Below are 13406 nucleotides of genomic sequence, written 5' to 3'. Positions count from 1 at the left end.
AGGAGACGACCATGAGCACGACAACACGCATCAGCACCGCAGAACGGCTTGGCCGCAGCGTCGGCCGCGGGTGGCGGGCCTATGCCCGCAGCGAACGGCGAGTGTCGAACTGGCTGGTTTCCAAGGGTGTGCCGGTGGCTGGTGCCACCGCGCTGCTGTGGTTGGTCAAGTTGGCCGTGCTCGGTGTGCTCCTGTACACCACTTTCTGGCTGGCTCTGCTGCTGGTGTTCGCAATAGCTGCCGCTTGGATGGCCCGCAATGCTGATCTGGATCACGAGTTACCCGAGCCGGAATGGAGAAACGGGCCTGCGGGATTTGGCCTGTACACCTATGACGGCTTTCGCGTTGATCCACATGTCGAGGATGATTAGCAGCACTCACTTTTTCGACACGGCGTTGAGCGCAATACCTCCTCCTTTACCCCCTGCAGCCTTGGCATCTCCCGTGGCTCCAGCGAGGCCTTGAAGGACGTTGCCGGCGCGAACGCCTGCCCAAGCCAAGGCCATGACCCAGAAGGTGGGCATTACGATGAACATTGTGCCCATGACGAAGTTCAGGAGCATGTCGCCGAACGCATTGTTCAACCCGACCAGTGGATCAAAGTTGTTGTGCGGCCGGTTCCAGCCCCAGCCCCACCCATAGAGCGCGTCGAGGATAGTGCTGTCGATCCAGCGTGCGAGCTGGAACCAAAAATCCACGAAGAACAGCGCGAATTGCACGACGCTGACGGTAACGACCGTCTTCAGGTCATAGGTGCCAATGACCAGCACGAGCGGGATGCAGATGACCAGCGCCATCTTGAGCAAGGCGAGCACCATGGGCAGCGCCTGGCGAACGACGTCCATGGCAGGGAACGCTGCGATTCCCCCGACTGCCATTCCTACGTCGCCGGCCGCGCGCGTGATGACGTTCGGCAAGGTCTTGTCGATCTGGCCACCGTAGTCCGTATAGACGCTCCCCTGGTTCAGTTTCTGCTGTCTCGGTGAAGCGATGGTGCGGATCACGGAGTCGTCCACCTCGGCGCGGCTCAGAAACCCGGCCCAGCCCGCCACCCGCGTGAGCAGATTTGGGTCCACTTGGCCCAACAGCCGCGCGCGCAAGCCATTGCTGCCGTCGGCCCACCATTGCCTGCAGGTCGGATAGCCACCGCCGCTGGACACTTGGGCCAGCCCAGCATCACGGTCACTGTCGTAAGGCCAGTCATCGCGTGGCGTGCTCGACCGATAGTTGTCGTAGTAGCCGGCCGTGTCCGTGAAAAAGCGGGAGCCAATCCAGGTCACGTCGTGCATCTGCGCCTCATCGAGGTTCGGGCGCTGCATGAACAGCTTGGCGCGGGCCGGCCCGTAGCAGTCGTGCGTGAAATCCGCGACCTCCTGAGCCAAAACCGGGTCGTCGATGCGCGTGGCGTCGATCTCCATCCGCATCTGCCGCAAATCAGTGCCGCAAGGGATCGCCGCCACGGAAGCTCCCGTGACCGCACGCGAGAGCGCGTGCATGAAGGCCCACCACACCGGCAGCTTGGCGCTCTGGTTGTTGAGCGTCGAGAAGGACTGCGACCAGCCCGTGCCGGTAGGCTGCGGCACGCTGACCTGGCACTGCGCCGAGCGCGAGCTGTCGTACTGGATGGTGTTGAGGTCCACGTCGATGAACGGAATGCCAGCGAACATCACCACCACGATGGCGACGAACACCCGGTTCTCAATGCGCGCAGCCGACAGCACGCCCTTGTTGCCCTCGTCCGCGCCTTCCGCGCGTGCCTTGAGCCATTCCTGCACGATGATCGCCACGAAAGGCAACGCGAATACCCCGCTGGACACCAGCACGGCCCAGATTCCGTTATGGACGATCCAGGAGACTAGGGTGAGGTAGTACTCCAGGTAGTCGGTCGTAAAAAGCGTCATTGCCTGAATCTCCCCTCAGCCCTGCATCAGCAGGCTGGCTTCCAGCGCTACGATTGCGATGACGCCAGCGATCTCGCTGCGCACCAGGCGGCGCCGTGCCTGCCCATCCGCGCCGTTCTGGGCCTCGCGCGCCAGCAACCGGCGGCGCATCCAGACCCATCCATAGGCTGTCGCGCCGTACAGGCACAGCCGCCACACCAGGAAGTAGCCCGCAGTGGCGGCCAGCCACTGCTCCCAGCCGTCAACGCTGCCGACCAGGTAGATGCCGACGACGTTGGCCCCCACGGCAGCCGCGATGATCACCACCGTCCATAGCAGCGCCTTCACCGCGTGCCGGCTGAACAGCCGGCCCAGCCAGTTCGCGCGCGGACTCATGGCCGGCCTCCCGGGTTGCCCTTCTGCAACTGGTCGAGGCGGTCGGGCACCGGGTCCCCCTCATAGACGCCGCGCGAACCCGCCGCGCGCGTACCGTGGCGCTGGATGATGGCCATCGGCGAGTTGTTGGCCAGCTCGCGGCGCAGCTCCAGCTCGGTCTTGAGGTTGCGGATCTCGCGGTCGAGCGTGTCGCTCTCGTGGTTCACCGCCTCGACCGCCAACTGGTTGGCCGCCACGTTGGGTTCCTTCTTGCCCGTCAGCAGGGTCCGCTGGAGCAGCAATGCTTTCTCCAGCACCGACGAGAGCGCGACCTCGGACGCTAGGCGTCGCGCGAGCAGGTCCTGGTCCGGCTCGTCGCGCAGTGCCTCGATCACGCCGCGCGTGATCGGCAGCGACGTGCTGCCGGCCTCGCGCAGGTTCTCGAAGGTCGTGTTGCGCGTCCCCGAGATCAGCTCCTGCAAGGTTTCCAGCTTCACCTCGTATTCTTCCTGGATCAGCGGCGTCAGTCCGACGCCGGGCACCGTCTCGGTCTTGGTGCAGGCATCGCAGGTGCGCTGCTCCTGCTCCCCGAGGACCCGTGTGGCCCATTCGATCGCCTGCTGCGGCGAGGTCCAGGTCTGGCACGACAGGCTCACGCAACTGGCTGATGCGATGGATGACGTGTCGGTCACGCCACGGCCGTTGACCAGGTTGTAGCCCGCGCGAGTGACATCGCCGACCACCCGAATAGCCGGCTGGCCTGCGCCACCGGCATTGCTGCCGCCCACCCAGGGCACGCCATCATTGCCCCGGCGCGTCTCGGCCTGCTCGATGGCCGACACGGCGTCCGTGCTCGACACCGCATCGCGCAGCGCCATGCCTTCGGCCATCTGGCTCCAGCCAAGCTGGCCGCCCGCCATCTCGGCCATCTTCTCGGCCATGGCGCGGCACGTCAGCTTGGAACGGTCGAAATCCAGCCGCGCTTGCAGCACGCCATTCGTGAGCAAGTTGTACAAACCGGGATCGGCGCGTTGGATGATCAGCGCCGGCAGGGATGCCACGGCACTCGTGGCGCTCTGGATCACGTTACCCATGATCTGCTGGAAACCATTCGTGATGCCATTGAGCTGATTGCGCAGGGTGGTCTGAAGGCTCATGTCACCGCAGATCAGGTTGCTGTTCCACCCCACGCCGACCCCGATCGAACGCATGCCGGCGGCGCGGCCCATGGACACTGCGCTGCCGCCGCCGATCGAGTACATGACGTCATCGCCGACGACGGGGCCGCTGTTCTGGTATCCGGCCTGTGCCCATGCCAGGCCGCAGCCCAGGGCGAGCGCGCCGGCCAGTGCCGTCGGACGCAGCAGGCGGTACGCCCTGGTGGAGAGATTCGTCGGTTCAGGACGCTTCATCGTGGCACCTCAGAGGAAATCAACGCTGCCAAGAAACACCTGCCCACGGCGTTCACAGCACGCATAGGGCCGCCACAGCGCCCACGCGTAATCGCCTTGCTGGGCCTGTGTCAGGGAGCCGTTGCGCGGGAAGACCGAGCATGACGATGACAGGACGGGTGTGAGTTCCTGCCACTTGCCCGTCGAGGCGTCGCCTTCGACCAGCTCGCCAGCCGGCCAGTAGCCATCACGGGCGTTGGCGAGCAGCGGCTGGTACACGTGCAACTGCCCGCGGCGAGTGACGACATCGCCCGCACGCTGGGCCACCACGGCACCAGCCTTGTGGTCGTCTGTCTGATGCAGGAAGCCGCCGCGCGGATACACGTTGCCCCAGAGGTTCAACGTCGAGCGCACGCCGATCTCGCGCGTCCCGGGGATCAGTGCCTCCGGGTAGGCCATCTCGGGCACGTTGTAGCGCCAGGCCAGCGTGTCCAAGGTGCTGAGCAGATACGGCATGAACGCCGTGCCCGCGCCCTCGCAGAAGTAGCCCGATGAGGAGACGAACTGGTTGAATACCTCGACGCCGGGATGCCCGATGACATCCGCGTTCTTGAATTTGGCGAGGTTGTTCTCGTGGTCTTCGTTGGTGGTGCCGTCACCACCGGCCTGAGCTGAAGGATTGGGCGTGCTCATCGCCCGAACCTCGGCCCAGGGGTTTTCTCCGGTATTGCTGTAGCTGGAGACGACCGCATCCGGGATGTAGTGGCGCACTTTGACCGACGTGCGCACCGTGCAGCCGGTCCAGGTGCAGTACAGCCAGTAGCAGATCCCGACGACGCGGTATTCGAGGCAGTCTGGCGATGCCACCGAGCCGACGATGGTTGCGGTGTTGAGCGCATAGCTGCCCGTGGCGCTGAGCAGCAGCACGGATGCCACGCCAGCACGCAAGCGGCGCATCAGGTCGAATGGGCGGGTCACGGCTGGGCCCTCCGGTGCTGCTCGATGCGCGCGACAGCGCGGGCCACATCGGGTTCGCCATAGACGACGTAGCGTTGATCCACCACGACGGCCGGGATGCTGGTGATGCCCAGGCTCCATGCGTCGGCAACGCCCTGGTAGGCGGAAGCGATGCGGCGTTGGAGGTCGGTGCCGCCGCTGTTCAGCCGACGCTTGACGAGGGCGGTCGCCTGTTCGGGTTCGGCGGGCAGTTCCGCAGAAAGCTCCGCTTCAATCCGGTACGCTTCGTCCAGCTCGATCAGCCGCTCGCCGCCCATAGTCTTGACCGGATGGCGGCTGTCGGTGATGACCAGCACATCGGCAGCGAATGTGGCCGGACTGAAGACACCCAAGGACACCGGCAGTACAACGGCCAGGCCAAGGGCTCGCCAGCTTGGAGCGGACCTGGGAAAAGATGCTGGCATGACGCGTGCCCCGGAAGTTGATCAGGGCCATAGTCAAACGCCGAACCCGGTCCGGCCCCCACAAACAATGCGCATCGCGGACACCCCGCATACCTGCTTGCTTCTCGGCAAGGAAGAAGCGGAGGCCGAAGCCCCCGCTGTGATCAATGAAGCGATGTGCTACAGCAGGCCGTGCTCCGCGAAGGAGTACGGAATTCCCTGGCCGACGATGATGTGATCCAGTACCCGAACATCGATCAGCGCCAGCGCGGCCTGCAGTTGCTGGGTCAGCGCGCGGTCGGCGCTCGACGGCTCAGTGGCTCCCGAGGGATGCTGGTGCGAAAGAATGACCGCGGCGGCATTCAGCTCCAAAGCACGCTGCACGATGACACGCGCGTGCACCGTGGCCGAATTGATCGTGCCTCTGAACATCGGCTCGTAGGCCAGCACCTGGTGCAGGCTGTCCATGAACACAACGACGAATACTTCGTTGGGCTCGGCGACCAGTTTCAGACGCAGGTAGTCCCGCACGGCTGCTGGCCGGTCGAGCCGGGGGCCGGCTTTGAAAACCCGCTGTTCCAGCAGCGCGATGGCTTGCTGGATGATCCAGTCTTCGTGCTGGGCTGCGACGACGGAAAGCGACTCCACGCAGGAGTCATTGACGACGAAAGACATGACGAACCTCCGGGTGATGAGATCGGAGGCGCATGCCCAGGGAGGGCAAGCCCTCCTGGGGATGGGAACAACGGAACATGATGCATCCACCACCGCGGGTGCGGTGATCGTTCGCGGCCAGGATGCGAGGCGAACGGGTAGCGATCAGCGCAGAGGACTGCGCCGTAGCCTCAAGGACCGCAGGCTACCTGGGCATGTCGCCGACAACGTCGGCAGGCATTTCGGTGGTCGGTGCGGCGGCCGAGTCGTCAGCCGACAGCATGTCCATGGCCGAAAGCAAGGAGTCGCCCTCGATCGGCCCTTGCAGTAGGATTGCCTGACCGGTCTGGCGATCATGCAGCCGGATAGATGGCGTGGCGGTCACGCCGCCCTTCGTGGCTTCCTCGGCCTGGGCGCGGATCACCGCATCCGGCCGCTTGCTTGCCAGACAGTGCTCGATGGCGGGCGTAAGGTCTGGATAGCTCAGGCCGTCGGGCAAGCCCTGGCCGTCGCTGCGTGTATGGGCATAGACCCATTCGATGGCCCGCCAGAAGGCAGCTTGCCCGCCGACCTCAGCGGCGCATTCGGCCAGGCGTGCTTCGGCGGACGCGGCCGGCTCATGCGCGGCCAGCGGCTGGTGATGCCATTGCAAGGCAACGTCGGTATTGGCTCCCACCCACTGCTTGAGCCTCGGAAAATAATCCCGGCAGAACGGGCATTCCAGGTCGGCATAGAGCGTCAGCGTAAAGCGGCCGTCCTGGTTGCCCATCTGCCACGGCGGCCCCGCCGCCTGCGCAGCGCTGTCCGGGGCGGACGACTGCGTTAAGGATTCGCCGGACGACTGGAACACGAGCCAGATCAGCAGTAGCGCGACCAGCGTAGCGGCCGAGACCCAGATCCAGCGCTTCCGCGAGCGATGGCGACGGAACGCCTGCACTTGCATCGGAATGAAGGGACGTTTCGGCTCCATGGCGTTCTCCGGCTATTGCGGCAGGTCCAGGGCCGGCGACTCGATGCCGCGTGCCTGGTCGATGTTCTCGGCCACCTTGAAGGCCGCCTCCAGTTCGGTGATGCCGTACTGCTGCATGAGCTGGTAGCGTTCGGCCTTCTCCTCGGGTTCGGTCTGCGCGAGTGCGAGGTAGAGGCTTGGCGGTACGGCCCGAAACAGCACCTCCATCGACTTCGACAGGATCACGCCTTCGGTGAATTTCCCTGCTTCCTTGCGTGCGGAAAGCATCAACGCCTTCTGCGCGGGCGAGAGTTCGCGAAAGCGCGCGATCTTCTCCACCTCGTCCGGCGGCATCGACAGGCAGATCCACCACTCGATCATGTTGAGCATGGGTTCTGCGGCACGGGGCAGATCGTCAATGTTCTGCGTCGCGAGCCAGAACCACGCGCCCAACTTGCGCCACATCTTCGTGATCTTCACGACGTAGGGCGCGAGCAACGGGTTCTTGGTGATGATGTGGCCTTCGTCGGTCACATTGACGATCGGTCGGCCCAGATACTGGTCGCGCTCGGCGATGTTGTTCACCGTGCTGATCAGGCTGATGTACGCGATGGAGAGCTGCGCGTTGTAGCCCTCGCGAGCATAGGTCGCGAGATCCACCAGAGTGATGTCGGCCTCGGGCCAAGGGGAACCGTCCCGATCGAACATCTCGCCATCCGTGCCCTGGCAGAACATGTCCATTGCGTCCGCCATCTCCAGCAGCCGCACGCGCCGCATCTCTGGCAGCGTGCTGTCGTTGCCCCGCGCGCGCAACGCATCACGCACATCACGCGTGAGCACCGTGCGCCTCTTGGCCACGCAGCGCTCGGCAGCATCCAGAATGCACTGGCGGATCAGCGAGCGGTCGGCCCGCGTCATGCGGGCTTCTTCCTTGTCTTCCCCACCTGTGATCATCAACCGCGCGGTGATCTCCAACTCGCCCAGTACGTCGCGTTGCTCGTCCGGCTCCATGGCCGAGGCATCGGGTGGCAGCTCTTCGTCCAGCGCATCGGCATCGAGCGTTTGCACGTCGCTGGGTGTCTCGATCAGCCGGCGCGCATCGGCAAACGGCGCCAGGGTCACGCCCGAGCCAGGGGCCAGCTTCACGCGGTTGACCGTCAGACCCAAACGCCTGGCAAATTCGCTGAACAAACCGAAGCTGTTGCCAGCCTCCACGATGAAGAGCCGCGGCCGGTAGATGGCCGTGACCTGGTTCAGCAGGTTGTTGAGCGTGGCGCTTTTGCCCGAGCCGGTTGGGCCGAACAGGAACAGATGGGCATTCATCTGTCGGTCCAGGCGGTTGAGCGGGTCGAAAGTGATCGGGCCGCCGCCGCGGTTGAACATCGTGATGCCGGGGTGCCCGGTGCCCTGAGCACGGCCCCATACCGGCGACAGATTCGCCGCGTGCTGGGCGAACATGAGTTGCGTGTACCACTTGCGCCGGTCTTGGCTGGGGTTGTAGCAGCACGGCAGCCAGCGCAGGTAGCTGTTGAGCGGCGCCACCTCGTCGTCCTCGCGCACCGGCTGCAAGCCGGCGTTGAGCATCACGTTCGCCAGATCCAGCCCGCGACGGTTCAGCTCGGCTTCGTCACGCCCGCGCAGGTAGAACGCCAGCGTGCCCCGGTAGAGCTTGTGCGCGCTGCCGATGAGCGAACGGGCCTCGTGCACATCCTTGAGCGTCTGCTCGGATGCCAGGGTTTCGCCCACGGCCTTCTTCGCCAGGTGATTCAAATCCGATTCGAGGACATCCTGCGGTGTGGCGACCATCGTCAGGCACATCAAGGTGTCTTCGGGCATCTGGTCGAACAGCGTGTTGATCGCATCGCCCTTGCGGGTCTCTCCGGTCAGATGCCCGGCGCCGGGTGGCATCCGTAGCCGGTCGGTGATCAGCACGCGGTGCGGCATGCCGTCGAAGGTCCAGGTACCGCGCGCTACGTCGGAGCGCGGTTGCCCAAAGAACAACCGTTGGCTGAAATCCCGTCCGCTCGCCAGTTCGATCTCGCCGTCTTCGGTCTCATCGGGATAGCGTGCCAACGCATAGAAGCGCTCGCGGTCCTCGACCGCAGGCCCGAGCAACGCGGGATTGGGGTTGAACCACCGCAGCAGCCAGTCGTGAACGTCGGTTGCGACCATACGCCGGGCCTGAATACCGGCGTTGGCCAAGCCACCACACAGGCGATCGCAGACGATATTGAGCATCTGCTCCGGCGTCTGGCCACGGCGGCTCGCCTGTCCGCTGGAACGCCGATAGACCACCATCCGTACACGCCGGCTTTGGCCGCGCCAGCGCAGGCGCGTGACCACGGTGTCCTCGAACAGGCCACCCGGCTTGGCCACCGCGCGCAGGTGATGACCGAAAAAGCGCAGGTAGAACTCGGTGAAAGCTGTATCGCGTGCGCGCGGCTGCACGTAGTCGCGCAGGGTCTGCATGTACTGGTCGAAGCTGGCCTCGTCCTGGGCGTAGAGCTGGAGTACCCAGGGGTGCTCGTCCAATTCATCGAAGCTGTCTTGCAGCGCATTCTCCAGGGCATCCCGGGCATGTGCGAGCCAGCCGGGTTCCCGGCCCTCGGTGCCCAGCGGCACCAACTCGTAGAAGGCCGCGACCGATTGCCCGTCCTCCAGCAGCATGGCCTTCGACTCGGGCAGGAACTCCACCCAAGGCAGCAGTTCCACGAACGAAGGCGCGACGTCGTACAGCGCCTGCTCGTCGGCCACCGTTGCCGACCTGCGCCCGCGGACCGCCGAGCCGGGTTCGGGAATACCGGCCTGGCGCAAGGCCTCAACATGGCGCTTCCAGCCGTCCGGTTGCTCTTCATCGCCAGCACTGGATGCGGCCAGCTTCGGCCAAGAGAGTTTCCAGCGCATCAATAATCCTCCACGCGCTCGCCCGGCATGGCGTACTGGGTACGCTGGTACAGGGGGAAAACGGTCGTGTAGCCCGGCACAGGTATGGGGTCGGTGCCCGCCAGGTGGGGGAACACATACATCACAAGGTCGGGATTCGGCAGGCGCTGAAATTGGCGATAGACTTCGTTGCGCGCCGTGCGCGTGTAGCGCATCTGCTCAGAAGGTGCGGCCTGCACGTCCGCTTCGGTCAGCGGCCGACGCAGGCTTTGACGCGCATCGAGCAATTGCCTGCGCGCTACCTGGCCAGCACCGCCGCCACCGTCGCCGGCTTCCTGCTGCCAAATGTCCATCATCGTGCTGCTACCGTGGGGCAGCAGCTTTTCCTTGCTGGTGGCGCAGCCGCCGAGCACCGCAACGGCAACGGCCAGCGCAAGGCCACGGGTCAAGTCAGTCAAGTTCGAGAGCATGGCTTTCTCCTGCGCGGTGATCGACCTTGCGACCCTCGGGGTCGAAGTCGATGGCAAGGGGTTTTTCGAGGTGGACAGCGACTTTCGCGCCGGGCCGCACATAGACGGCGGCGAAGGCCTGCCCGTAGAGCTTGTTGACCCAGTTCGACATTTCCTGGACGCCACCGGCGAGAATCCGGCCCACGGCCTCCTGACCACTGATGCCCACAGTGCCGATGGAGCCGTCCGAGCCGACGTAGGACATCTGGCCGCTGTCGCTTTCGATGAGCGAGGCCACGCCGGCACCGGCCGCGGTGATCAGGGCCTGCGAACCGAGGTACTGCTGGGCGTTGCTGCGCCGCTCCCCACTGACGCAGGGAATGCCATAGGGATCGCTGATCCAGCCCAGGCCATCGCGTTGCTGGTTGTTCTGCTGGTTGCCCTCGCGGTCCTCGGGAATGGTGCGGATGGTTCCGTCATGAAAGACGAACGTAATGCTGCGCACCTGGCCGCGCACGCACGAGAGCGTCCAGTCGCCCGAGGCTGTGCCGCTGAACACGGCGCCCGCCACGTCGGGAATATCGATGCCGTTGGCCGTGAGGTTGTCGGGGCCCACCAGGACTTTGAAGGGGTACGGGTCGTTCACGGTGCCGTCGATCGGCACACGGCCGATTAGCGCGGTCATCGCCACCGATCCCATGAGGGTGGAGTTTGTCGGAACCGTATAAACAGCCTTGGCGGTCTTGACGCCGGCGGCGCGTGCGCCCGCGTTCGCCACGGTTTCCGCCGTGGTTTCCAGCGTGCGCTGCGCCGGTCCAAAGCTCGTCGGAAAGCTCATGGCGCCACTGGACGAGCCGCGCGCCTCAGCCTTCTTCGCGTCGTCCGGTTCCACCCAGCGCACGCCGCCTTCCATCCCGGCCTCGTCGCCGTCGCGCAGTCCCAGGCCCACCGGCAGGTCGGCATGGCCGCCGCCACGACCGCCGATCGCCTCCAGGCGTCGCTGCAAGTCCGCGAGCAAGCCTTCGGTTTGCTGGCGCTCGCTCGCGGCTTGCTGCTGGTCGCGCCGCAGGTTGGAACGCTCGGCTTCGAGCGCGGCGTTGATGCGCTGATCGATCGAGTTCTCGCGCTGGCGCAGGCGTTGGTTTTCCTCGCGCTGAGACTTGTTGTCGGACAGCGCGGTCTGAAGCTCGGTGCGCAGTTGCTTGACCTGCGCGACCAGCGTGGCGACGGTATCGCGCGGGGTATCGCCCTCGATGCCCAGCGCCTTCATCTCTTCGGGCGTGAGCTGGCTCCCCGCGTCGGCTTGGGAAAGTGTCGAAGGTCCGCCGCCCGAGAACAGACGGACGCCGATGAACAGCACCAGGAGGGCCACTGGGATCATCAGCCACTTCAGGAGTCCGTTACTGCGCATGACGGGCCTCCTTGCCGTTCTCATCCGCATTCGGTTGCGGCAGATGCACGGCCGGGTCGAAGCGGTGAATGGCGGGCAGCAGCGATTGCGCAAGGCCCCGCCCGCGCGTTACCAGGTACACGGTGGTGGTGTCCTCCGGTGTGCCGCGCGGGCCCAACGCCTCATGCTGGAAAGTGGCGGTGAGGAAATCGCCTTGCAGCACGCGCGGGTCGAGCGTGATCCAGGCGGCACTGCTGTTCGTGAGACGCACGGCAGTGACCCACTGATCCTCCAAGCGCCAGGATGCGAGCGCGACGGCGCGCACCGACAACGTCGGCATCAGCGTGCCGAGGTCCAGGTTGCGGCGCAGGTTGACGCGCATCACGCCCGCAAGTGGCTCAACCGTACGCAGCGGTGCGTACAGGTTCTGCGCGGCAAACCGCGTCAGCACGACCGCGACCGGCGTTTCGCGCCGGGCCGGCGGCGCGCCCGTCGAATCACCAGAGCGTGCCGACACTTTATCGGCGCCCGCTGGCTGACCGCCATAGCGCGCTGAAGCGGTATTGCCCTCGACGATGCGCACCGGCTCCAGCTCCGCTTCGCCGTCCTTGGGCGGCTCGGCCGCAATGTCCAGCAGGATCAATGCGCCCGTGTCGGCGTCTTGCAGTTGCAGCCGTGCGGGCTCGATTGGCTCGCTGGCGCGCAGGTACACCGCGCCGCCCGCGCTCTGCACCCGCAGGCGCTCGCCCACGGCGGCCGGCACGCCCACGCGCACGTTCCGGTCGATGAACACAATGCGCTCCTGGCCGACCTTCAGGGGAACGGCCAGCGGCATGCGCTCCCAGCGCAGGATCTCCACCGCCTGGGCCGCAGATGCCAAGGCCACGGCCAGCAGCCCCAGCAAGGCGAGGGAGTAATGCTGTAAGGAGTGCTTCATGGGGTTTCTCCTTGAGGCGCTTGCGAAGGCAACCTGCCAGATGTCGGGCGCGTCGGCTCCGGGACGTTGATGCGCTGGGGCGTGCCGTCGTAGCAATCGAGCGCCAGGCCGAACGGGTTGCGTGAGGGATCGACGTCCACCCGCGTGACTTTGATGGGGTAGCGCACCAGGGCGCGCTTGACCTGCTCAGCGCCGTAATACTCGTCGGCGCTGATGTCTAGCGTCACCACCCAGTCGCGGTCGGAGACGACGCGCACGCGGGCGGTGGGATCGTCGCCATAACCACGGCCCGGGATTTCATAGATGCCGCGCACGCGCTGGCGCAGCTCGCCGGTGCTGCGCCGGTAGTCGTAGTCGGCACGCAGAAAGGCGTGACAGGCTGGCGTGAGGTATGGCGAGAGCGCGTGCAGGTTGCGCGGGTAGTCTTCCTCGCCATTGGTCGGCCAGCGGTTGAGCTGCTGGAACACGTAGAACGTGAAGGCATAGACCGATTCGGGTGGCACTTCCCACCACTTGCGGGTGCTGCCGGAGCGCAGGTCAGGCGGGACGTGGATGGTCAGATCGCGCGGGGCACTCCACCAACCGCCACCCATGACCAGCGCGACGATGACCAGCGCGCCCGCGCCCAGGCGCAGCGTCTTAATGTGCGCCTGCAGGTGGGTGATCTCGTTCTTGAAACGGCTCATCGCGTCCCCCTTGCAACAGACCTTCGGGTGGTCCAGAAGCCGGAACGCGAGATCAGCACGTGGCCGCCCACCCAGCCGGCAGCCAACGGATGCTTCGTGGCGATGCGCCACTGCAACTGCCGGTACAGCCAGGTGTCGGGACGGCCGCGCTTGAGCCGACGTAGGATACCGCCGCCCACGAACACACCAAACGCCACGCCCAGCACGATGAATGTGGGCGCCAGCGCAATGGTGCGGGACACCCAGGACAGCGGCGCGCCGATCAGCAAGCCGGCGCCGCCAGACAAGCCGCAGCAGATCCACAGTTCGTCTGCGGTAAGGCCGCGCACCACAATGGGATGGCGGTTGAGCCGGTGTGGAAGGAACGTGACCGTCCCGTCCGCACGGACGTGCTGCTGCTCGGACATACCGA

General features: G+C 65.5%; 14 protein-coding genes. 1 reads left to right on the top strand and 13 read right to left on the bottom strand.

Translation table 11 applies throughout. The features are described 5' to 3' along the window. Positions 1 to 11 precede the first annotated feature (11 nt). Positions 12 to 371 (top strand): DUF3742 family protein, encoded by a 360-nt coding sequence (locus OOZ48_RS15300; protein ID WP_012112347.1) that lies wholly within the window; start codon positions 12 to 14, stop codon positions 369 to 371. 6 nt (positions 372 to 377) lie between these two features. Here the strand turns inward: OOZ48_RS15300 and OOZ48_RS15295 are convergent, their stop codons facing one another. The 13 genes from OOZ48_RS15295 to OOZ48_RS15235 form a co-directional block, all read right to left on the bottom strand. Continuing rightward, positions 378 to 1901 carry a conjugal transfer protein TraG N-terminal domain-containing protein gene (locus tag OOZ48_RS15295; protein WP_012112346.1) on the bottom strand — a complete coding sequence of 508 codons (1524 nt, stop codon included), beginning with the start codon at positions 1899 to 1901 and terminating at the stop codon, positions 378 to 380. A 15-nt stretch (positions 1902 to 1916) separates the two neighbouring features. Beyond that, positions 1917 to 2276 carry a hypothetical protein gene (locus tag OOZ48_RS15290; RefSeq protein ID WP_012112345.1) on the bottom strand — a complete coding sequence of 120 codons (360 nt, stop codon included), beginning with the start codon at positions 2274 to 2276 and terminating at the stop codon, positions 1917 to 1919. Next, the gene (locus OOZ48_RS15285; protein ID WP_012112344.1) at positions 2273 to 3667 is read right to left on the bottom strand and encodes an integrating conjugative element protein; all 1395 of its coding nucleotides are present in this window, start codon (positions 3665 to 3667) and stop codon (positions 2273 to 2275) included. The genes OOZ48_RS15290 and OOZ48_RS15285 overlap by 4 nt, the downstream gene beginning before the upstream one ends. 9 nt (positions 3668 to 3676) lie before the next feature. Further along, positions 3677 to 4624, bottom strand: a complete 948-nt coding sequence (locus tag OOZ48_RS15280; protein WP_012112343.1) for a TIGR03756 family integrating conjugative element protein — start codon at positions 4622 to 4624, stop codon at positions 3677 to 3679. Then, the gene (locus OOZ48_RS15275) at positions 4621 to 5067 is read right to left on the bottom strand and encodes a TIGR03757 family integrating conjugative element protein (protein WP_012112342.1); all 447 of its coding nucleotides are present in this window, start codon (positions 5065 to 5067) and stop codon (positions 4621 to 4623) included. Before OOZ48_RS15275 ends, OOZ48_RS15280 begins: the two co-directional genes overlap by 4 nt. A gap of 159 nt (positions 5068 to 5226) precedes the next feature. Continuing rightward, positions 5227 to 5721 carry a JAB domain-containing protein gene (locus OOZ48_RS15270; RefSeq protein WP_012112341.1) on the bottom strand — a complete coding sequence of 165 codons (495 nt, stop codon included), beginning with the start codon at positions 5719 to 5721 and terminating at the stop codon, positions 5227 to 5229. Positions 5722 to 5905: 184 nt separating this feature from the next. Next, complete coding sequence (locus OOZ48_RS15265) at positions 5906 to 6670, bottom strand: DsbA family protein (RefSeq protein ID WP_113934405.1); 765 nt, start codon at positions 6668 to 6670, stop codon at positions 5906 to 5908. Between the two features lie 12 nt (positions 6671 to 6682). Beyond that, a complete protein-coding gene (locus OOZ48_RS15260; RefSeq protein WP_012112339.1) occupies positions 6683 to 9553 on the bottom strand; it encodes a conjugative transfer ATPase in 2871 nt (956 codons plus the stop codon). Beyond that, the gene (locus OOZ48_RS15255; protein ID WP_012112338.1) at positions 9553 to 10002 is read right to left on the bottom strand and encodes a TIGR03751 family conjugal transfer lipoprotein; all 450 of its coding nucleotides are present in this window, start codon (positions 10000 to 10002) and stop codon (positions 9553 to 9555) included. Before OOZ48_RS15255 ends, OOZ48_RS15260 begins: the two co-directional genes overlap by 1 nt. After that, on the bottom strand, positions 9983 to 11392 hold the full coding sequence (locus OOZ48_RS15250) for a TIGR03752 family integrating conjugative element protein (RefSeq protein ID WP_269499716.1): 1410 nt from the start codon (positions 11390 to 11392) through the stop codon (positions 9983 to 9985). Before OOZ48_RS15250 ends, OOZ48_RS15255 begins: the two co-directional genes overlap by 20 nt. Beyond that, positions 11382 to 12308: a TIGR03749 family integrating conjugative element protein gene (locus tag OOZ48_RS15245; protein WP_012112336.1), complete on the bottom strand. Its 927-nt coding sequence runs from the start codon at positions 12306 to 12308 to the stop codon at positions 11382 to 11384. The genes OOZ48_RS15250 and OOZ48_RS15245 overlap by 11 nt, the downstream gene beginning before the upstream one ends. Further along, on the bottom strand, positions 12305 to 12994 hold the full coding sequence (locus OOZ48_RS15240) for a PFL_4703 family integrating conjugative element protein (protein ID WP_012112335.1): 690 nt from the start codon (positions 12992 to 12994) through the stop codon (positions 12305 to 12307). Before OOZ48_RS15240 ends, OOZ48_RS15245 begins: the two co-directional genes overlap by 4 nt. Next, the gene (locus OOZ48_RS15235) at positions 12991 to 13401 is read right to left on the bottom strand and encodes a TIGR03750 family conjugal transfer protein (protein ID WP_012112334.1); all 411 of its coding nucleotides are present in this window, start codon (positions 13399 to 13401) and stop codon (positions 12991 to 12993) included. Before OOZ48_RS15235 ends, OOZ48_RS15240 begins: the two co-directional genes overlap by 4 nt. Positions 13402 to 13406: the final 5 nt, after the last annotated feature.

The organism is Castellaniella sp. S9 (genome assembly GCF_027257175.1).
Lineage (GTDB): Bacteria > Pseudomonadota > Gammaproteobacteria > Burkholderiales > Burkholderiaceae_B > Castellaniella.
The sequence above is the reverse complement of the archived record's forward strand: the minus strand, read 5'-3'. Positions and strand labels throughout refer to the sequence as shown.